At 58.1% G+C, this 21,932-nt stretch carries 14 protein-coding genes; 10 read left to right on the forward strand and 4 right to left on the reverse strand.

Annotated elements, in window-relative coordinates; genetic code table 11:
* The first annotated feature begins 250 nt into the window (after positions 1-250).
* The 3 genes from AC1AWK_RS00990 to araA all read left to right on the forward strand — a co-directional run bounded on the left by AC1AWK_RS00990 (position 251) and on the right by araA (position 4,348).
* On the forward strand, positions 251-1,888 hold the full coding sequence (locus AC1AWK_RS00990; protein ID WP_476567456.1) for a xylulokinase: 1,638 nt from the start codon (positions 251-253) through the stop codon (positions 1,886-1,888).
* 88 nt (positions 1,889-1,976) lie between these two features.
* Positions 1,977-2,669: an L-ribulose-5-phosphate 4-epimerase gene (locus AC1AWK_RS00995; protein WP_476567457.1), complete on the forward strand. Its 693-nt coding sequence runs from the start codon at positions 1,977-1,979 to the stop codon at positions 2,667-2,669.
* Between the two features lie 164 nt (positions 2,670-2,833).
* Positions 2,834-4,348 carry an L-arabinose isomerase gene (gene araA / locus AC1AWK_RS01000; RefSeq protein WP_476567458.1) on the forward strand — a complete coding sequence of 505 codons (1,515 nt, stop codon included), beginning with the start codon at positions 2,834-2,836 and terminating at the stop codon, positions 4,346-4,348.
* Positions 4,349-4,566: 218 nt separating this feature from the next.
* On the opposite strand, the gene AC1AWK_RS01005 is transcribed toward araA, so the two are convergent.
* The 4 genes from AC1AWK_RS01005 to AC1AWK_RS01020 all read right to left on the reverse strand — a co-directional run bounded on the left by AC1AWK_RS01005 (position 4,567) and on the right by AC1AWK_RS01020 (position 9,646).
* Complete coding sequence (locus AC1AWK_RS01005) at positions 4,567-6,150, reverse strand: ABC transporter ATP-binding protein (RefSeq protein WP_476567459.1); 1,584 nt, start codon at positions 6,148-6,150, stop codon at positions 4,567-4,569.
* Entirely contained in the window at positions 6,147-6,905 is a 759-nt protein-coding gene (locus AC1AWK_RS01010; RefSeq protein WP_476567460.1) for an energy-coupling factor transporter transmembrane component T, read from the reverse strand. The genes AC1AWK_RS01005 and AC1AWK_RS01010 overlap by 4 nt, the downstream gene beginning before the upstream one ends.
* A gap of 1 nt (position 6,906) precedes the next feature.
* Positions 6,907-7,527: an MptD family putative ECF transporter S component gene (locus AC1AWK_RS01015; RefSeq protein WP_476567461.1), complete on the reverse strand. Its 621-nt coding sequence runs from the start codon at positions 7,525-7,527 to the stop codon at positions 6,907-6,909.
* Between the two features lie 298 nt (positions 7,528-7,825).
* Positions 7,826-9,646, reverse strand: coding sequence for an AMP-dependent synthetase/ligase (locus AC1AWK_RS01020; RefSeq protein WP_476567462.1), 1,821 nt, complete (start codon positions 9,644-9,646; stop codon positions 7,826-7,828).
* A gap of 374 nt (positions 9,647-10,020) precedes the next feature.
* On the opposite strand from AC1AWK_RS01020, the gene AC1AWK_RS01025 reads away from it, so the two are divergent.
* The 7 genes from AC1AWK_RS01025 to AC1AWK_RS01055 all read left to right on the forward strand — a co-directional run bounded on the left by AC1AWK_RS01025 (position 10,021) and on the right by AC1AWK_RS01055 (position 21,728).
* Complete coding sequence (locus AC1AWK_RS01025; RefSeq protein WP_476567463.1) at positions 10,021-13,608, forward strand: thiol reductant ABC exporter subunit CydD/CydC; 3,588 nt, start codon at positions 10,021-10,023, stop codon at positions 13,606-13,608.
* Between the two features lie 297 nt (positions 13,609-13,905).
* The gene (locus AC1AWK_RS01030; RefSeq protein ID WP_476567464.1) at positions 13,906-15,240 is read left to right on the forward strand and encodes an ABC transporter substrate-binding protein; all 1,335 of its coding nucleotides are present in this window, start codon (positions 13,906-13,908) and stop codon (positions 15,238-15,240) included.
* Between the two features lie 140 nt (positions 15,241-15,380).
* A complete protein-coding gene (locus tag AC1AWK_RS01035) occupies positions 15,381-17,513 on the forward strand; it encodes a beta-galactosidase (RefSeq protein ID WP_476567465.1) in 2,133 nt (710 codons plus the stop codon).
* A gap of 55 nt (positions 17,514-17,568) precedes the next feature.
* A complete protein-coding gene (locus tag AC1AWK_RS01040; protein WP_476567466.1) occupies positions 17,569-18,660 on the forward strand; it encodes a LacI family DNA-binding transcriptional regulator in 1,092 nt (363 codons plus the stop codon).
* A 117-nt stretch (positions 18,661-18,777) separates the two neighbouring features.
* Positions 18,778-19,653 carry an aldo/keto reductase gene (locus AC1AWK_RS01045; RefSeq protein WP_476569499.1) on the forward strand — a complete coding sequence of 292 codons (876 nt, stop codon included), beginning with the start codon at positions 18,778-18,780 and terminating at the stop codon, positions 19,651-19,653.
* Positions 19,646-20,383, forward strand: a complete 738-nt coding sequence (locus AC1AWK_RS01050; RefSeq protein ID WP_476567467.1) for an HNH endonuclease family protein — start codon at positions 19,646-19,648, stop codon at positions 20,381-20,383. The genes AC1AWK_RS01045 and AC1AWK_RS01050 overlap by 8 nt, the downstream gene beginning before the upstream one ends.
* Positions 20,384-20,480: 97 nt before the next feature.
* Complete coding sequence (locus AC1AWK_RS01055) at positions 20,481-21,728, forward strand: Nramp family divalent metal transporter (protein WP_476567468.1); 1,248 nt, start codon at positions 20,481-20,483, stop codon at positions 21,726-21,728.
* The last annotated feature ends 204 nt before the right edge of the window (positions 21,729-21,932 follow it).

Here is a 21,932-nt window from a genome sequence, read left to right on the forward strand (position 1 = left end):
ATGGGCGTCGTGTATGGGCGACTCTTTGATAGGTAGCCGTTATTCTGAGTGTCTGATATCGGGTCTGTGAACCGATTTCATACGCGATAATGCTGGATGACACGGCGATGTTGTGTTCCGGTGATGTCGTGGGTACAATGTTGTTCCGTTAGATGTGAGCGCTAACAGTTTCACACGATGGCCGTGGAAAGCAAGCGCTTGACCGCCATGGGCGACCATGGCGGATGCCCGTTTCAAGGAGTGCAACGCAATGGGAGTGCAGCAGGAAACCTCGCAACAAGTGGCCGCCATAGCGGAAAAGATCCGTGCCGGGAAAACCGCGCTGGGCATTGAGTTCGGCTCGACGCGCATCAAGGCGGTGCTGATCGACGACACCTACCGCACCATAGCGGCCGGCGATCATGCTTGGGAAAACCATCTGGACAATGGGTTGTGGACGTATCCGTTGGAAGAAGTGTGGGCGGGCCTGCAGGATGCCTACGCTTCGCTGGCCCATGACGTGTCCACCGCATATGGCGAACCGCTGACCCGTGTGGGCGCCATCGGATTTTCGGCCATGATGCATGGCTATCTCGCCTTTGACAAGAACGATGAGCTCCTGGTGCCGTTCCGCACGTGGCGCAACAGCAATACGCATGAGGCACATGAAAAGCTCAGCGAGCTGTTCCAATACAATATTCCCGAACGATGGTCGATCGCCCATCTGTACCAGTGCATCCTCAACCAAGAGGCGCATGTGCCAAACGTGGCATTCTTCACCACATTGGCAGGTTATGTGCATTGGCGGCTGACCGGCCGCAAGGTGTTGGGTGTGGGCGATGCCTCCGGCATGTTCCCCATTGATCCGGCCACGCATGGCTACGAGCGTGAACTGCTTGCGCAATTCAGCGCCCTGCCCGAAGTCGCCGCGCAGCCGTGGCGCATCGAAGACCTCTTGCCCGAACCGCTGGTTGCAGGGCAAGACGCCGGTACGCTTACCGAAGCCGGTGCCAAACTCATCGATCCCACCGGCACATTGCAGGCGGGCATCCCGCTGGCTCCGCCCGAAGGCGACGCGGGCACTGGCATGGTGGCCACCAATTCCGTGCGCGTGCGCACCGGCAACGTGTCCGCAGGCACGTCGATTTTCGGCATGGTGGTATTGGAGCGCAAGCTTGAACGACTGCACCCGGAAGTGGATGTCGTCACGACTCCCGCCGGCGACTTGGCGGGCATGAGCCACGCCAATAATTTCACCTCCGACCTCAACGCTTGGGTGCGCCTCTTCGGGCAGTTCAGCGAAGCAACCGGCCAACACCTTGATGTCGGCACGCTCTACGGCACGCTGTTCCGTATGGCCATCGCACCGGAAGCGGATGCCAACGCGGGTGGACTGCTGAACTACTGCTTCTATTCGGGAGAATTCCTGGCCGGTTTGGAAGAGGGGCGTCCCGTGTTCGCGCGTGGGCCGGAAAGCGCCATGACCCTGCCGAATTTCATGCGTGCGCAGTTGTTCTCGGCATTCTGCCCGGTCAAAATTGGCATGGACGTCATGACCAAGGACGAGCAAGTGCGCGTGGATTCGCTGGTCGGTCACGGCGGTATCTTCACCACGCCCAAGGTGGCGCAGAAGATCCTCGCCGCCGCATTCAACACCCCGATCAAGGTGATGAGCACTGCGGCCGAAGGTGGGGCGTGGGGCATGGCCGTACTGGCCGATTACCTGTTCCACGCCGACACCGCGCTGGCGGATTATCTCGATGAACGGGTGTTCGCCGACGCCGAATCAACCACGGAAACCCCCGACCCAACCGATGTGGCCGGTTTTGAAGATTTCTTCGCACGATTCCAGCGTGGCCTGTCGATCGAACGCGCCGCCATCGCCGCCATCGATTTGGACGCACGCTAACCGAACAACCAGCAAAATGGCAACGTGACACGGCGTTGCCGCACACCCAGGCGCCGCTCGGCGACGCCATTATGGAAAGGAACAACACATGGCAACGTTGGCTGATTTTGGCCCCGAAGTACGGGCGGAAGTCAAGCAGGTGCGCGAAGTGGTGGCTTCGCTGCACGATCAGCTCATCAAGTGGAACCTCGTGGTGTGGACAGCGGGCAATGTCTCACAGCGTCTGCGCAGCGCCGACCTAATGGTCATCAAGCCTTCCGGCGTGCGCTACGAGCATCTGACCCCGTCATCGATGGTGGTGTGCGATCTGGACGGCAACGTGGTGGACGGAGCGGAAGCCCCCTCGTCCGACACCGCCTCGCACTGCTACATCTACCGTCACATGCCGGACGTGTACGGCGTGGTGCACACGCATTCGACGTATGCCACCGCGTGGGCGGCGACCGGCCAGAACATTCCCTGCGGGCTGACGATGATGGGCGATGAGTTCGGCGGTCCCGTGCCGGTCGGCCCGTTCCGCCTCATCGGTTCCGAAGCCATCGGCGAAGGCGTGGTGGAAACGTTGAAGCGGTATCCGAAGTCTCCGGCCGTGCTCATGCAGAATCATGGGCCGTTCACCATCGGCAAGGATGCGGAGTCGGCCGTGAAGGCTGCGGCGTTGACCGAAGAGGTGGCGCACACCATGTGGGCGGCTCGCCAGCTCGGTGAGATCATTCCGATTCCGCAGGAAGATATCGACCGTCTCAACTACCGCTATCAGAACGTGTACGGCCAGCACTGACCCGTGCTGACAGCGCTGGCGTAATGGCCGGGCTGGTTTTCCGGCAGCGGCCGAAGCTCCCAACACTTACCAACAATCCAATCAAACACCCACGTCGGCGGGCGGCCACAACAGCAGTGGCTGCCAATCGACGACGACATCAATCACAGAAGTGAGGAACAATCATGGTCATGGCCAATCCGTTTGCAGGCAAGGAACTTTGGTTCGCCGTCGGCTCGCAGGATCTGTACGGCGAGGAGACGCTGCGTCAGGTCGCCGAGCAGTCCAAGGATATCTGCGACGCGCTGAACGCTTCCGGTAAGATTCCGGTCACCCTCGTGCTCAAGCCCACGTTGAAGGATTCCGACTCCATCAAGGACTTCATGGTCGAAGCCTCCGCCTCCAAGCAGTGCATCGGCGTGGTGGCATGGATGCATACGTTCTCGCCCGCCAAGATGTGGATTCGCGGCCTTGAGCAGCTTAAGAAGCCGCTGCTGCAGCTCAACACCCAGCATCATCTGGAGATTCCGTGGCAGACGATGGACATGGACTTCATGAACCTCAACCAGGCCGCCCACGGCGACCGTGAATTCGGCTACATCGTGACCCGTCTGGGCATCGCCCGCAAGGTTGTCGTTGGCCATTACACCGATCCGGAAGTTGCCGAACGCATCGGCACGTGGGCTCGCGCCTGCGCCGGTTGGGATGCGGCCAACACCATGAAGGTGGTGCGTTGGGGCGACAATATGCGCAACGTGGCCGTTACCGAGGGCGACAAAACCGAAGCGGAGCGCGTGTTCGGCGCTTCCATCAACACCTGGCCGGTCAATGAGCTGGTCGAGGAAGTCAACGCCGTCAGCGACGAGCAAGTGAATGCGCTGATCGAAGAATACAAGGAAGAATACGACGTGGCGCCCGAACTGCTCGGCGAGCGTCTCGACGATCTGAAAGTCGCGGCCCGTGAAGAAGCCGGTATGCGCAACTTCCTCGAGAAGGTCGGTGCCACCGCTTGCGTCGATAACTTTGAAGATCTGGGTACGCTGCGTCAGTTGCCCGGCGTCGGTGCGCAGCGTCTGATGGCAGACGGCTACGGCTTCTCCGCGGAAGGCGATTGGAAGACCTCCGTGCTCGTGCGCATCGGCAACGTGATGGGCTACGGCCTCGAAGGCGGCTGCTCGCTGATGGAAGACTACTCGTACAATTTCGTGCCTGGTAGGGAGAAGATCCTTGGCGCGCACATGCTGGAAGTCTCGCCCTCGCTCAAGAGCGACGGCAAGGCGAAACTGGAAATTCATCCTTTGGGCATCGGCGGCAAGGAAGACCCGGTTCGTCTGGTGTTCACCGCCACGCCCAAGAGGGGTGCGGTCGTCGTCGCCATGTCCGATGTGCGCGAACGTTTCCGTCTGGTGATGAACGTGGTGGATGTGGTCGAACCCGACCAGGAACTGCCGAACCTGCCCACCGCCCGTGCGCTGTGGGAGCCGCAGCCCAGCCTGAAGGTGTCCGCCGAATGCTGGCTGCGTGCCGGTGCCGCGCACCACACTTGCATGACCACCACGGTGGGACGCGAAGCATGGGAAGACTTCGCTCGCATTGCCGGCGTCGAACTGGCCGTCATCGATGAGCACACGACGGCACGTCAATTCGAGAAGGATCTCGAAGTCGCGGAAGTCTACCATCGTCTGAACAACAAGCACTGATGCTCGCAGGCCGCCGTACAAGACACGTTGGTGCGGCGGCCGCCAGCCATCATTGAGGAAGTGCTCCGGGTGGATAGGCGTCAACCGCGTAAGGCGGCGCGTAACTGTCGGCAATACCGGAGGCTTCTTGTGGCGTCGACGCAACAGTTGATATGGCGGTCTCGCAACAGTATGCGAGACCGCCGTTGCCATATCTCATGCGTGCATATGTGGAAACGTTAGCCAAGCAACAGGTCGAGAAGCCGCTGCCGTCCTTCGTTGTCCAGCGGAAAATCATCGGTGACGGAACCATCGCGCACCATAACCGCCCGGTCGCAGGCGCATAAAGCAAACTCAGCGTCGTGCGTAATGACCACTACTGTGCGTCCCTGCTGTGCTGTCCAGCGCAATAATTGCGCCACCTGGCGCATGTGCCGCATATCCAATCCGCTCGTGGGCTCGTCCACGATGATGATCGGTCGCTCACATGCCAGTGCTGCGCCAATTGCCACGCGTTGTTGTTGACCTCCGGACAATGACATGGGGTGATGATGTGCCATGCTTTCGAGGTCCAATGCTTGCAGTATGGCGTATGCGTCCTGCTCGCGCTCGCGTGGTTGTGCCACTAATATCTCTTCTACCACGGAGGGAGTGAACAATTCGCGAGAGGTATCCTGCAACACGGTAAAGCATTGTCGTAATCGCTGCTTGCGACGATACGCATGTCCTTGGGGCGAGTGCAGCACACCTTGACAACGTGCATCCAACCCTTGCAGGCATCGCGCGAATGTGGTTTTGCCGGCACCATTGCCGCCGACGATCGCAGTGATGGTGCCGGGGAGCAATGCGATATGACGGATATCCAATGCTGGCGTTGTCGAATGGCGGTAAGTGTAGCGAGCGCCGTCGAACGTCCATGCATCGGTTAATGGGCGGTGAAGGTGAGGCGATGAAGTTGGTTGCTCGTCGTAGGGGTATTCATCGTCGATGTGTGTCTGGGTGACGTGCGGCAACGCTAGCATATCCGCGACAGTCGTGGGGCGCAATCCTAATGCCTTGCGTTGTTCGACGGGCAAGGCGTGCAGCTGCTCGCCGGTGTAGCGGTGCAGTATGCTTCCGTCGCGCATGTACCACGCAGTATCTATCAATCCGTCCAACCAATACAAACGGTGTTCTGCGATAACGATGGCGTATCCCTGTTGTTTCCATCGTGCGACGATACCACGTAATTGGTGGATGGATGCGGCGTCAAGATTGCTGCTTGGTTCGTCCATGACGATAACTTCCGGTTCATGCAAACTTGCCGCGGCGCACGCAACCCGTTGTTGTTGGCCTCCGCTCAACATCGCAGGATGCCGATGTGCGACATGTTGTAGATCGAAATCGTTGAGTGTGCGGGCTACGCGTGTGCGAATCTGTTCCGGAGGTATAGCGAAATTCTCGCACGCAAATGCCAACTCGTCGCGGACGGTGGTAGTGAAGCACTGACGTCCGGGATGCTGAAATACCGAGCCAACATGCCGGGCAAGCGTATCAATGCCAATATGGTGTGTTTGCTCGCCGCAGACCGTGAGACTGCCCGTGAGGTCGGTGTCGTAATAGTGGGGAACCAGCCCATTGATCGCACGAATAAGCGTGGTTTTGCCGCAGCCTGAATCGCCGCACAGCAGAGTAACGGTTCCAGGGTGAATTTCGCCGGTGATGTCGTTAACTGTCGTAGTGTTGTTGCCGGCATAGCGTATCGACACGTGCGATAGCGTGACGACGGGGGGCTTGGCGATGACATGTGGTGTTGGTGATGTTGCGGTGGAAGACAATGTCACGGCAGCACTCCCCAGGCCACGGCAAGCCAGCTTAACGCGCAGCCGCAGCAGAACAGTATGATCGCCGCATCGTACGGGCCGAATCCGATGCGGGCTATGCTTGTGCGCGTGTTCGATGCGCCCAAACCGCGCGTGAGCGCGGCCTGAGCGGTGGTGTCTGCCATGCGTATGGTGTTGGTTGCCAAAGGCATAATCCGATAGTCCAGCATGCGTGATGCTTTGCCTCCTCCCCATCGGACGCCACGCATGGTCATGGCGTCATGGATGGCATGTTGCTCGGCGACAACTGTCGGAAAGAAACGAATCATGACGGCGAAGGCAACGATGAGTATTGAAGATAGCCGCATGCGTTGCATGGCCGCTATGAATTCGCTGAGTGTGGTTGTACTGCATATCCAGTAAGCACTCATCAGCCCGGGTAGCATTTGTGTGATTATCCCGGCGCTGGCAAACCAAATCCAGCCAAGGATGCCATCGAGATGGGGCAATATGAGCGCACTAAGCGCAAGGCAACCTGCATAGCCCATGCAATAGGCCGCGGATATACGCCAATGGGAAGTCAGTGCCAATAATATCGCTGGAGCAGCTGCCAAGACAATGCGAATAGTCGATCCTGTGGGGCCATAGCCTCCCAGTAGCATCAAGCATGAGCAGCCCACGGTGCAGGTTAGCAATATCTTGGTACGTGGGTCGACATGTAACCGCCGTGGGGTTCGGCCGTTTGGCGATGAACTGTGACCGGAGAAAAAACGCATGTCACACCAGTCCGGCGCGACGGAAGTGCCGTCGAATCATGGCATGGGCGACAACGCCTCCGATGAAGCCCCCGAGCAGACCCAGCACAATGAGTACCGGCAGCGACCATAAGGGGAACAGACCTGCCAATCGTTGTGCATAGGCGAGGTTGTGTTTGGCGGCCAGCGAGGTTAGGTAATCGTCGCGGCCAATATAGAACGGTAGGAACATGCCGATGTTCCAAAGGTTGAACACGGCGGCGGATGCGATGTTCAGTCGGTGCGATCGATAGCTTCCCACACGTGCGAGGGCGTCGGCGGCACTACTGGCGACTAAAGCGGTGGCGAGGGTGAGCAGGTTGCCGTGCATCAGTCCCATAATGAGGGCCAACAGCAGGCCCATGATGGTGAGTGCGCCAAAACGCCGTATTTTCATGAGGATAAGAAGGTAAGGCACTCCTCCTAGTACGCCTGCGACCGCGCCCATGAAGGGAAGTCCAAATGGCAGTAGATGGGTGACCACCGCGCCAATGGCAATGAGCACGAAATAGAGAACGGTGTATATGCCGATGGTAATGGCGTCGCGTGGAGTCAGTCGTTGCGGGCTGCTGGGCGATAGATGTTGTTCGGTATGCGCGTTCATCGGAGTCCTTGCGTATTGATCGGTATGTTACAGTGTCATGCGGTAGCCTACGAGGTATCGTGGCAAAAGTCACTACTTGTTTTTTGGGCAACGGTATGATATTGCGTGTTGCATCAGTGTGGTCTGCGGGGGCATGACGCCGCATGGCATTGCGCGGGAGGAGCGCGGTGCTGTTGAAGGTTGACCTATGGCGACACAAGGCGGAAGTCGAGCGGTGGAATTGCGAAAGGTGCTGCCGGAATCGCGCTTGGATTCCAACAGCACCTGAGTTGCGCGTTAATGGACGTCGGTTGTCTTGTTATCCGACGCTCGCATACAGTTGATGGTTGATGACGTCGGCGAATACGCTGTTGACTTTCGGGCGCACGATTTTCATCGATGGGGTCAGGCAATGGTTTTCCTGGCTGAATTGTTCGTCGAGCACCACGAATTTACGTACCGATTCCGCGCGGGAGACGGTGGCGTTGGCGCGGTCGATGAAGCGTTGGATTTCCTCGTGGACTTCGGGCAATCGCGCGGCTTCGGCCAAGCTCAGGTCGCTGGCGATTCGCTGCGTGGGCAGCCAGGCGGCAAGGCCTTCGGGGTCGAGGGTGACCAGCGCTCCGATAAAGGGCTTGTTGTCGCCGACGACGACCGCATGTTCGATGATGGGACATTCCACGATTTCGTGTTCGAGTCCGATGGGGGACACGTTTTTGCCGCCGGCGGTAATGATGATGTCTTTTTTGCGTCCGGTGATGGTGAGGTGCCCTTCGTCGTCGAGCGTGCCGAGGTCGCCGGTGCGGAACCAGCCATCGTCGGTCATGACTTCGGCGGTTTTTTCGGGCAGGTTATGGTAGCCGAGGAACACGTTGTCGCCGCGGACCTGCACTTCACCGTCGGGAGCGATGCGCACCGAGCCGCCGGGAGCGCATTGGCCGACGCTGCCGATGGGATTGTCGTGTACGCGCGTCACGGTGAATGGCGCCGCAGTTTCGGTGAGACCGTACCCTTGGATCATGGGCAGGCCGATGCCGCAGAAGAAGTGTGCGAGTTCCGGGTTCAGCGGTGCGCCGCCGCAGGCCACGTATTGAATGTTGGGGCCGAGTGCGCCGCGTATCGTGCGGTATACGGTTGCCTCGTACATGGCGCGTTGCGCGATTTGGTTGCGGGTTGGTTTTTCGCCGCGATGTTGCGTTTTGGACCATTCGCGTGCCGCTCGGGTGGCTTGCGCGAAAATCCGTCCCTTCATACCGGTTCCTGCTTTGCGCGAAGCGGCATTGTATACCTTTTCGAACACGCGCGGCACGCCGAGCAGATACGTGGGTTTGAAGGAACGCAGGTCGGGTAGCAGCGAGCTGGTGTCTGGCAGATAGCCCACGACGCCGGTGTCCGAACCGATGGAGACGTATTGAATGTATCGGGCGAAGCAGTGGGCAAGTGGCAGGAAAAGCAGCAGTCGCGGATTGTAGTCGCGCACGATTTCCGGCAGGCAGGCGTAGCCGCCGCGGACGATCCACAGGAAGTTGCGGTGGCTCAGTTCCACGCCCTTGGGTTCGCCGGTCGAACCTGATGTGTAGACGATGGTGGCAAGGTCGTCGGCATGTACGTTGTCGATGCGCTCGCGTAATTCTTCGTCGGACACGGCGATGCCGAGTCCTTCGAGGGCTCCGAGCGCATTGGCGTCCATCATGAGGATACGGTTGAGCGCAGGGCAGTGGTCGGCGATGGAATCGATCCGGTCGTAACGTTCCCGATTGTCCGTGATGACAAGCTTGACGTCCGCATCGATAAGGATGCGTTGGGCTTGAGATGCGGAGTCCGTGTCGTATATGGGTACGTTGACGGCGCCGATGGCGGCGAGGGCGAAGTCGATGACGCCCCATTCGAGTCGGGTTGCCGAGAAGATGGATACGGTGTCGCCAGATTTGATGCCGAAAGCGATGAAGCCTTTGGCGGTGGCGAGGACGAGTCGGTGGAATTCGCCGGCGGTGATGTCCTGCCATTGGCCTGGTCCGGTTTTGCGCATGGCGATGGTGGTATATTCGCCGGTGCGGGCAATGCGTTGTTCGAGTAGGGAGTAAAGGCTTTCGTTGTCGCGGACGTCGATGTATCCGGGGGCGGTGTATTCGGTCAGCATGATTGCTCGTTTCCTCAATGGTTGGTTTGGCTTGGTGCCGGTTTGGTTTGGCGCGCGGGTCGATGTCGATGCCGGAGTATGGCGCTGTGGCGTTGTGCTACGACATGTTGCATTGTCATAATTCTAGATTACGTAACCGTAACCTACGTTGCCGTTGTGTTTGCGTATGAAAAAAATCAACGTCGTTGGTGATTGTCTACAACCTGCCCTGTGTCCCGTCCCCTCACGTCGTTGGCGGAAGGGGCAATGTTCGCTGTGTGCCAACGGGGGCGAGCATTGTGGGGTTCGTCACAGATGATTCTTCTGACGGGGGTATTGTGTGGCGTTCTGGTTTCCATTAGTGTGAGCCACGGTACCCAAGAAACGAGGTGGCGATGATTGACAAGCGTCTGTTCACGATGGCTCCTGGTCTGGGTCGGCTGATTGCCGGCAAAGTAGTGTGCTTGTGGCTTTCCCTGATGGCGGATGTCTTGTTCGCCGTACTGGTGGTGTCGTTGTTGAGTCCGCTGATGCCGGGTGCGCCATTTTTGCCGCAACTGGGATTGTCGCCGGTGTGGTCGAGTGTGGCCGCGCTGGTGGTTGTTGCGGTGAAGTACGGCACGTCGCGCGTGGCGGCATATTGTGGCACGGAGGCGAGCGAGCGGGTGAAGTTGGGGTTGCGCGAACGCTTGTATCGCAAAATGTTGGCGTTGGGACCATCGTATTCCTCGCGGGTGAGCACTGCGGATGTGGTGCAGTCGATGGGCGAGGGCGTCGAACAGATTCAAAGCTTCTTTGAATTGTTCCTGCCTCAATTGTTCTTTGCCGTATTGGCTCCGTTGACGTTGTTTGTCGTGCTCTTGCCGGTGAATGTTGCGGCATCGGTGGTGTTGCTGGTGTGCGCGCCGTTGATTGTGTTGATCGTGGGTGGCGTGGCGATGAGCGCGGCGCGGGTGTTCAAGAAGTATTGGGGCAAGTACACCGATATGGGGGCGACCTTCCTTGATAACGTGCAGGGCTTGGAGACATTGCAGAATTGCGATGCCGACGAGCGCGCCGCTGTGGATATGGACGAGAAAGCTGAACAGTTCCGTGTGATGACGATGCGTGTCCTGCAGATCCAGCTGCGTTCGTTGACGGCGATGGATGTAGTGGCCTATGGCGGTGCGGCGGTCGGTATTGGCGTGGCGATTTGGCAGTGCGCTGTTGGCCGGTTGGGTATGGCCGGCGGTCTCTTGGTGGTGTTGCTGTCGGCAAGTTTCTTCTTGCCGCTGCGTCAGTTGGGTTCGTATTTCCATGTGGCGATGAATGGTGTGACGTCCACGAAACGTATTGGCGCATTGTTGGATGCGCCGGAGCCGCGGTATGGCGAGGATTCATTGCCGAAGGCTGCGCTGGGCGTGCGTTATGAGCGTGTGACGTACCGGTATGGGAAGGATGGCAATCCGGCGTTGCGTGAGGCGACGTGGCAGGCGCGACCCCATGAAGTGACGGCCGTGGTGGGTGTGAGTGGTTCGGGCAAGTCCACTGCCGCTGCACTGCTGGGGGGATTGGTCACTGGCTATGAGGGGTCGGTGTCGCTGCATGATGGCGAACATGCCTATGAGCTGCGGTCGTTGTCGATGGCGGCGTTGTCCGGCGCGGTGACGGTGGTGTCGGCGCGGAGTCATTTGTTTGCCGGTACGGTTCGTGACAATTTGTTGATGGCATGCCCGCATGCGGATGACGCCATGTTGTGGGATGCGTTGCGGCGAGCTCGTGTGGCGGATGTGGTGCGTGCTCATCCGCAAGGGTTGGATTGGCGTTTGGAGCAGGGGGCTTCGAATTGTTCTGGTGGACAGCGTCAGCGTTTGGCGATTGCGCGGGCGTTGCTGCGCGGGTCGGCGGTGTATGTGTTCGACGAGGCGACGAGTAGCGTGGATGTGCATAGCGAAGCATTGATTATGCAGGCGGTGCGTGAGCTGGCGCAATCGGCTACCGTGGTGATGATTACACATCGTTTGCGCAATGCGATGGATGCGGACCATGTGGTGGTGTTCCAGGATGGTTCGGTGGTTGAGAGCGGTTCCGCATCGCAGTTGGTGGCGGCCGATGGGGTGTTTGCGTCGTTGTGGCGTGCGCAGGCTGCGGTGGAAGCCGTGGGGCGTGACGGCGATGCGATGAATGCTGCCGGAATGGATGATAGTACCGATGAAGAGCTAGATGGTATTGCTGATGGTATGGCTGCCTCGCAGACGGATTCGAAGTTTGGTGTAGAACGCGCTACTGCGGGACGCGGGGGCGGTGAGCGTGACGCAGAGTCGCGGGATGTGTCGTCACCCAATGGCGAGACGTTGGGTGCGGCTGTGGTGATTCGCCGATTGCTGTCGCAGACCAAGCCGCTGCGTGCGGTGATGGTGATGGCCTGCGTGTTCGGCACGATCGGGCATATCGCGGCGACGTTCCTACCGGTGTTCGGCGTGACGGCGTTTGCTGCGCTGGTCGGTCAGCCGGTGTGGGGCATGGGCATGCCATTGGCGGTTGGTCTGATGGCATTGTGTGCGCTGGTGCGTGGCGGTTTACGTTATGTAGAACAGTATATGAATCATTTGATGGCATTCCGTTTGCTGGCGTTGTTCCGTGCGAAGTCATTTGCGGCGTTGCGGCGTCTTGCTCCAGCGAAGCTGATGGGCAAAGGCCGTGGGGATTTGATTGCGTTGGTTACTACGGATGTCGAACTGTTGGAGATTTTCTTTGCGCATACGATTTCGCCAGTGGTGATCGCGGTATCTACCACCGCCGTGTATGCGTTGGCGTTAGCGACGTTGAACCCGTGGTTCGTGTTGGTGCTGCTGGTATCGCATGGCTTGATGGGAGTATGGCTGCCGAAGGCGTTTGCGTCGTCGGTGAAGGGTATTGGCGCTGCGCTTCGTCGACAGAGTGCCGCATTGGATGATGTGGTGATTGATGATATGCGTGGTATTCGCGAGATTATGCACTGCGAGGCCGGCGAGGATCGGGTGTCGATGATTGTGCGTCGTACGCGTGACCTGTGGGCGGAGCGTGCCAAGCTGAGCCTGCGCAACGGTCATTTTGCAGGTTTGGGCGGTGTTCTGGTTGTGGTGTGCACGCTTGCTGCGGTAGCGGTAGCATGCCTCGTTGCGGAGTCGAATCCGAGTGCGTGCGTGGTGGCGGTCACGCTGATTGCCAGCTCCTTCGGACCGACTTCCGCGTTGAGTGCATTGCCGGCCAGCCTGACGCAGACCTTCGCGGCGGCCAGGCGCCTGTTCGCGCTGATGGACGAGGCCCCTGCGGTGGTGGAGCAGGGTGAGAGTCAAACGCCCTATGACGAGTTGGCGCTGGAGCGGGTTACGTTTACGTATCCTCATGCCGGCGAGCCGGTGCTTCGTGATATGTCGTTGCAGGTACCCCATGCTGGGGTGTTGGGGATCCGCGGTCGCTCGGGGCAGGGTAAGTCTACGATGCTGACGTTGCTGATGCGCTACTGGGATCCGCAGGAGGGGCGCGTGTTGGCTGGTGAGGTGCCGATGCCGCAGGTGCAAGTGCATCATCGTCGCCGTACGCAGATGCTGATGTCACAGGAAACATACCTGTTTAACACTTCCATTCGTGACAATCTATTGGTTGCTAGTCCTCAGGCAGATGACGAGGCGCTGTGGCGGGCGCTGGAGCGTGCGTCGGTGGATGATTTGGTGCGTTCGTTGCCGCAGGGATTGGATACGCCGGTGGGCGAGTTGGGCGATCGGCTCTCGGAAGGCGAGCGTCAGCGTATCGGATTGGCTCGTGTGCTGCTGCGTGGCGCGCGTCTGGTGTTGTTGGACGAGCCGACGAGCCGTTTGGATGCCTATAACGAGGCGGTGGTGTTACGCTCGGTGGACGAGGCGGCGAAACGCGGGGATTGCTCGGTGGTGTTGGTGTCGCATCGTGCGTCGACGTTGCGTATTGCCAATCGGGTGGTTGAATTGGGTGCCGAAGGATGCTGATATAGGTGCTGCCGTTGGCTGGGGCGGTATGGCGTGCGGCGGACGCATGCTGCGTGCCGCCCCGCTGTATCAGGCCGTTGCATATTGTAGGTTTCGTTTAGTGCTTCGCGGTGTTTCAAAATGTCGCGGTGTTTCATATAAGAACATGCAGCAATCATGTCTGATTGTTTGACAATGCCTTACGGGGGCGTATGATGGTCTGTGGTACACAGCTGTACCATGGAATTTTGTGGCGCTGAACCGCAGTGATTGACAATATTCTAGGCCAGCGTGGGCCTGGAGAGTTAGGAGGAGAATATGCGCTACGCACAGAAAGCATTGGCCGTTACGGCGATTGTGGCGATGGCTGGTTCGTTGGCGGCGTGTGGAGGCAATACATCGTCCGGCAATACACAGGACGGCAAGGCCGACATTGTGTTTTGGGGGTGGGATACTGGCAATGTGATGAAGGATCTTATTGCTGGTTTTGAAAAGGAGAATCCCGGCATCACGGTGAAGTTCAACAGCACGGGTAAGGCGGCAGATACGGCTACGGCATTGTCGAACGCGATTGCTGCCGGTAATGGTGCTCCGGACGTGGTCATGTTAGAAGATCCTACCGTCGGTCAGTATGCGGTCACCGGCGACGTATTGGATTTGAGTCAGTTTGGGGCGGATAAGCTCCAGGATGATTTTGCTGCCGGTCCCTGGAACAAGCTGCAATACAACGGCAAGCCGTACGCGTTGCCGATTGATTCCGGTCCTGAAGTGTTCTTCTATAACAAGGCTGTGTTCGATAAGGCCGGTGTTGATGGCGACTCCATCAAGACCTGGGATGACTATTATGAAGCCGCTAAGAAGGTGCGTGCTGCTGGCTCGTATATGACCAACACGACGGATTACCAGCCGTTCACCGCGCAGGTGTGGCAGGCCGGAGCCAATCCGTGGAAGGTGGATGGCGAGAACATCACCATCAATATGACTTCCGATAAGGGTATGCAGCGGTACATAGAGTTCCAGCAGAAGCTCATTGACGAAGATTTGATGGACACCAAGACACAGAATTGGTCTGATGATTGGAATCGCGAGCTCAACGATGGCACTATCGCGTCGCTGACGATCGGCGGTTGGATGCCGGTGAATTTGATGAACGGTGCGCCTGAACAAGCTGGTAACTGGCGTGTGGCTCCGCTACCGCAGTGGAAGGAAGGCGAGAATGTGTCCGCCGAAGATGGTGGTTCCGCACTGGCGGTGACGAAGCAATCCAAGAATCCGCAGGCTGCCTACAAGTTCGTGGAGTATCTGTGCCATGGTGCTGGTGCCCAGATGATGGCCGACACTGGCACGTTCCCGAGCTTGAAGTCGATTCTCAATGCCGATTCGTTCACTGACCCCAATACTGAGGCCAATAAGAAGGTTAATGATTATTTCGGCGGTCAGAATGTGAATGAGGTACTGTCCAAGGCGGCACAGCTGCCGGTGACGAAGTTCCAGTATCTGCCGTATAACCCATTCGCGCAAAGCGCGTATGGTGATGAAATCGTGGCGCAGGCGTATGCCAAGAAGACCACGCTCAAAAAGGCCATGGAAAGCTACGCGAAGAAGTTGGCCGAGCATGGCAAGGAGCAGGGTTACACCGTAACGCTGAAGTAGTGAATTGGTGATTCGGGCGGCGCGCTCATGGTAGTGGGCTTTTGGTCGACTGCCGGTGTCTGGAGGATTTCCATACAATGAGCGCGTCGTGCCGGGTCGGTGTGGTGACAATACATTTCGACGCAATGGAGGAATATACGATGGATGAGCGCAGGGCGCATCGTTGGCCGCAGCCGTTGGCAGGTCAGCAGCAGCGAATCTGGTATGGCGGGGATTACAATCCCGACCAGTGGCCGGAAGAGGTTTGGGACGAGGATATTCGTCTTATGCGCCGCGCTGGCGTCAATACGGTGGCATTGGGAATTTTTAGTTGGGATCGTATTCAGCCGCAGAAGGATCGTTGGGATTTTGGGTGGCTGGATCGCATTATCGATAAGTTGGGCGAGGCTGGTATTGGCGTGGATTTGGCGTCGGCTACGGCTACGGCGCCGATGTGGTTGTATGAACAATATCCGGAGGTGCTGCCGTGGGACCGCTTTGGTCATCCGGTGCAGGCGGGCACGCGTCAGTCGTGGAGTGCCAGCAGCCCGGTGTTCCGTGAGTTTGCGTTGACGATGTGTCGCACGCTGGCCCGGCGGTACGGCGAGCATCCTGCGGTGGTGGCCTGGCATGTGGGCAATGAGTATGGGTGGAACAATCGCCATGATTACAGCGATCAGGCGCAGGCGTCGTTCCGTCGTTGGTGTCGTGAGAAGTATGGCACCATTGAGGCGTTGAACGAAGCGTGGGGTACGTCGTTCTGGTCGCAGGAGCTGCAGAGTTTCGACGAGGTGTTGGTGCCGCGGTTTATGGGCGCGGACACCATGGTTAATCCTGGTCATCAGTTGGATTTTGAACGGTTTGGTTCGGATGAGCTCAAGCGTTTCTATTGCGCGGAGCGTGATGCGATTGTCGAGATTTGCCCGGACAAGCCATGCACGACGAATTTCATGGTGTCCACGGACCAGTGCGTGATGGATTACCCGGATTGGGCAAGCGAAGTGGATTTCCTGTCCAATGACCATTATTTCCATGAGGGGCCGTCGCATATCGACGAATTATGCTGTTCGGGGGCGCTGATGTCGTCCATGGCGTTGAACAAGCCGTGGTATTTGATGGAGCATTCTACATCGGCCGTGCAGTGGAAGACCTTTAATGCGCGTAAGCGGCATGGTGAGTTGATTCGTGACGCGCTGGCACACGTGGGCATGGGGGCGGATGCTGTGTGCTTCTTCCAATGGCGTCAGTCCAAGTTCGGCGCGGAGGCTTTCCACTCGGCGATGGTGCCTCACGCGGGTGAGGATTCGCAGGTATACCGCGAGGTATGTGAGCTGGGGCAGGCATTGGAGACGTTGTCGCAGTCCGGTTTGGTGGGTGCGGGTGTACGGCCTGCGGATACCGCCATCCTATTCGATGCTCAGTCGCAGTGGGCGTCGTGGAGCAAAACGTTGCCGAGTCAGAGCTTGGATCACTGGCATGAGGTGCGTGACTGGTATCGCGGGTTCTTGGACGCGGGACGTCGTGCCGATGTGGTGCCGCTGTCGTATGACTGGAGTGGCTATCGCCTGATCGTGTTACCGGGTGTTTTGGCGCTGTCGGTACAGGATACCGAGCGTTTGGAAGCGTTTGTGCGTGAGGGTGGCACGGTGGTAGTCGGCTATGCGACCGGTTTGATCGACGAGCGGTTCCACACGTGGCTTGGTGGCTATCCGGGTGCCGGCAACGGCGTGCTGCGCGAGATGCTGGGCGTGCGCAGTGAGGAAATCAATACGGTGGCTCCGGCCCCTGAGCCTGGTGAGGCACAGCACATCGAAATGTCCAACGGGGCGTTGAGCCAGTTGTGGCAGCACGTGGTCACGTCTGTGGCTTCCGATGCGCAGGTATTGGCCACCTATACGGGTGAAGGGGCTGACGATTGGGAGCTGGACGGCACGCCTGCGGTGGTTCGTCATCCGTATGGTCAAGGAGTGGCGTATTTCGTCGGCTGCGATCTGCGAGTACAAGATATTGCCAGGCTGATACGCGAGCATATCGGCAGTGATCTGGCACCCGCCGCGGAAAGCGACACTGCCGGTGATACCGTTGATGATCCGCGCTTTATCCATACGGTGCGTTGTACCGACGATGGCGCTGTATTCGATTTTTACATGTTGCGTGGCCGTGAGACGGCGACTGTGCGTGTGGACGGTGATGTGGTGGTGGCCTATCGGTGCGGTCGGGTGGACGGCGACACGGGAGAGATATCCACGTATCGGTTTGACCGTAATGGCATACTGGTATCTCGACGTCAGTGAAGTGTCGGGCGCCGTTATGGTAGGGGTGCACCGCGCACAATGGTGAGGAGCAATCATGGCGACGGGTGATGGACGACGATACCAGTATGAGCGCAGCGTCGTTGCGGATACCGCCCGTCGCGTTACTCTGCGTGACGTCGCGCGTGAAGCATCGGTATCGCTCAAAACTGCATCCAACGTCATCAACGGCACGGGTCGCATGTCCGAAGAGACGCGACGGCGTGTGCAAGACGTCATCGACCGTTTGGGCTATCAAGTCAATATTGCTGCGCGCAATCTCAACCGTAACCGCACTGGTGCCATAATCTTTGCGGTTCCTTCGCTAACGCCGCCATATTTGGCGCAGCTTGCCAATCAGGTGATCGAAGCTGCCCGTAAACGCGAATATTCGGTATACGTCACCACGTATGACGAGCATGATCCGCAAGGAACACTCAGCCTATTGGAATCGTTCAACGCCACTGTTGCCGATGGTATGATTCTCTCTCTTAGCGAGCTGGTGAACGTCGACCACGAGCGACTGTCCGTGCGTTTCCCCTTAGTGGTGCTTGGTGCGCGTGACACTGGCGGATACGCCGACCACATCAGTCCCGACGATATTGATGCCGCCGCCCAAGCGGTTGGGTATCTGTACGACCGCGGTGCCACTTCGGTTGCGGTGATCGGCGCACGTGATTCCTTCGACGCCAATGTCATGCGTACAGCAACGGAAGGCAACGCTCAGTTGCGATTGCGTGGCATTATCGAGGAATCAGACCGTCGTGGCATCGCCATCGATCCGCGACTTATTGGCGTTACTGGCATGGACTGGACCATCGGTTCGGGCGCTCGCGTTATGCGTACGATTATGGATGGAGGAGTGCCATGTGACGGTGTCGTGGCGCTGAATGACCAGCTGGCCATCGGTGCGTTGGCGGCGTTGGCGGAACTGGGGGTGAGCGTGCCCGATCAGATGCAGGTGATTGGTTTCGACGACATTCCCGAAGACCGCTATCTACCAAGACCGTTAAGCACTATGGATCCTCGCTTGGAGTGGATTGCCACAACGGCGGTCGATCGGATTCTCGGTAGGATTCGTGGTAGCATCACTGAACCGGAAAACATGGACACGCACACGCATGTGATTGCGCGTGGTACCACGCGTTGACAAATTGCCGTAAGTGTGTGCTGGTGCGTGGTGCTTGCGGCCTGTGGCATGGTGAAGGTGGCATAGTCGCAAAACCCGGTGCAGCCAGTCTAGGGTCGAGGAGGCAATATGACGAGTATGGCAAGTGCTACGAGCGGTGTGAATAGTCCGAGTATTCCAGGAGTGCAGCTGCATGATGGGGTGACGATTCCGCAGATTGGCCTGGGGGTGTTGCGTATTGATGATGCGGCGGTGACTCCGGTGGTGGAATCGGCTCTGGCGTTGGGGTATCGGCATATTGATGGTGCGGCCGGTTATGAGAACGAAGCTGGAGTGGGGCGTGCGATTGTGTCTGCTGGGATGGCACATGGTGAGGGACGGCGTAATCTGTGGGTGACGACGAAACTCAAGGATTCCGAACAGGGCTACGATTCGGCGCTGCATGCGTTTGACCGTCAGCTTAGCTTGCTGCAATTGGACTATGTGGACATGTATATGATTCACTGGCCCACGCCTTTTGATTGGCGTTCGGACGAAACGTGGCGGGCGTTCGTACGCTTGCGCAAGGAGGGGCGCGTGCGTACTTTGGGTGTGTGCAATTTCCTGCCCGAACATATACAGCGTTTGCATGAGCAAACCGGCGAATATCCCACGGTGAACCAAATCGAACTGCATCCCACATGGCAGCAGCGCGAGGTGGTGGCATTCTGCCGCGACCACAATATTGCGGTGGAGGCATACTCTCCCATGGCGCGGGGGGCGGATTTGCAGGCTGGAGATGGGGTGATTTCGCGTATCGCCCGGACTCATGGGGTGAGTGAGGCGCAGGTGATTTTGCGTTGGCATATCGAACAAGGCACCATCATCATTCCAAAATCCGTGCATGCGCAGCGCCAGCAGGAGAACTTGCATCTGTTTGGTTTTGCACTCAATGAGCAGGAGCGTGCCGCCATCGATGCGTTGGATGGTCCGGTGCGTGCTGGACATGACCCGATGACGTTTACCTATGCGTAGGCGACGGTATCGCGTGATGCGTACGCGAGGTCGTGGCGCATCATCGCGGGTGATGGTGTTGTTGCTGCTGGCAGTGGCGCTGGGCATTGCTGTCGGCGTGGGTTTGCCACGTGTCAGTGATACGGCGAATCAGCTCACCGGTGGTTATGTTGCTGTGGGAGATGCGGCCGAAACCTTGGAGAGGCTGACGGTGGAGGATGGTGAGCCTGTCGTCTCATATGACCGTGACGCGTTCGGATTCCGCGCTACGGATGTGGACGGCAACGGCTGTGATGTGCGCGATGACGTGCTGGCGCGTGATCTGCGAGACGTACGGTTTGCGGCCGGCAAACCTTGTCAGGTGGAGGCAGGAGTGCTCGATGATCCGTATACCGGCAAAGTGATCGATTTCGTGCGCGGCGTGCGTACTAGTTCCGCCGTGCAAATCGACCATGTGGTGGCGTTGGAGAATGCGTGGCGTTCCGGCGCATGGCAGTGGGACACCGCCCGGCGCTATGAATTCGGCAATGATATGTATAACCTGTTGGCCGTGGATGGTCCAGCCAATCAAGAGAAAGGTTCCGCATCGGCGGCGTACTGGGTGCCCACCAACGGAGCGTTTCGCTGCGATTATGTGGCCCGTCAGATCGGAGTGAAGGCAAAATATGGTCTTTCGGTGACCGGGGCGGAACGGCAGTCTATGCTGGCGGTGCTTCATGGGTGCCCCGGCCAGCAGTTGCCGCGTTCGTAATCTGGATTTGGTGATACATGTTGTCAGCGTAGTGAGCAGTGTTGCGAAGGATTCATTTTTACCGACGGTCTGGTGTCGTGGAGAGCGGTGTAATACGATGAAGGGCGTGAACGTGACGAGAACATCTTCTTCGAGCAAGGCAAGGGTTGGGACTTTGCTTGGGCCGGCTTTTGTGGCGGCCGTGGCGTATGTGGATCCGGGCAATGTAGCCGCGAATATAACGTCGGGAGCGAGATACGGCTACGTGCTTGTGTGGGTGCTTGTACTGGCGAATATGATGAGTGTGCTTATCCAGTATCAGTCAGCGAAGCTTGGCGTGGTGACTGGGCGTTCCTTGCCGGATTTATTGGGGGAACGGTTGGGGGATGCCGGTCGGCTGTTATATTTTATGCAGGCGGAAGTGATTGCGATTGCGACTGATTTGGCGGAAGTCGTTGGTGGCGCAATTGCGTTGCATCTACTGTGCAATGTGCCGTTGTTTGTGGGCGGGTGCATTATCGGTGTGGTGTCGACGTTGGTGCTGCGTCTGCAGGGAGGTCGTACGCATCGCGTGTTTGAACGTGTGGTCATTGCGTTATTGCTGGTGATTGCGTTGGGATTTATGGCGGGTTTGGTGGTCGATCCGCCGCGGCCTGGTTCGGTGGCTGGCGGATTGGTGCCCCGTTTCGTCAATGCGGATTCGGTGCTTATGGCGGCGTCGATGTTGGGGGCAACGGTGATGCCGCACGCGATTTATTTGCATTCTTCGTTGGTGAATCATCATTTTTATGACGGGCAGGATCGTCCGTCTGTACGTCGGCAGTTGTTTGCGGCGAAGATTGATGTGGTGTGGGCATTGGTTTTCGCCGGTACGGTGAATCTTGCATTACTGGTAATAGCCGCGAACTCGCTGTTTGGCGTGCGGGGGACGGATTCGATTGAAGGTGCGCATGCGGCGATCGTGTCCGTTTTGGGACCGGCGGTTGGCGTGGTATTTGCTGTTGGCTTGCTGGCCTCCAGTTTGTCGAGCACGTCGGTTGGTACGTATGCTGGTTCGGAAATTATGCAGGGGTTGTTGCACGTGGATGCGCCTATGTGGGCGAGTCGAATAGTGACATTGGTTCCTGCCTTGGTTGTGGTATGGTTTTCGTCGAATCCGACGGAAGCGCTGGTGATCAGTCAAGTGGTCCTGTCGATTGGTATTCCCTTTGCCTTGGTACCGTTGGTGAGGTTTACCGCTGATCGCAATCTGATGGGTGAGTATGCCGATGGCATCATCAAGCGTGTGTTGTGTTGGGTCACAACGGCTTTGATTATCTTGTTGAATGTGGTGCTGGTGGCGTTGACGTTGATGGGGAAAAGCTAGCCAGCTTGCCGTCTCTCGCGTTTGGTGTTTCGCATGACGGATGCATCCTGCCTGCGGTTGTGTTCCCGGATTGCAGCGTGATTGTTGTTGCGCTATCCCGACTGATGCATCCGTCGCATCCTTGCTGAGAGTCTCCACGCGCTCCGGGCTAAATATTTCGTTTTTTGCATGAAAATCGTAAATATATATAGTCCTTTTTCTCAT

The organism is Bifidobacterium sp. LH_491 (assembly GCF_056356495.1).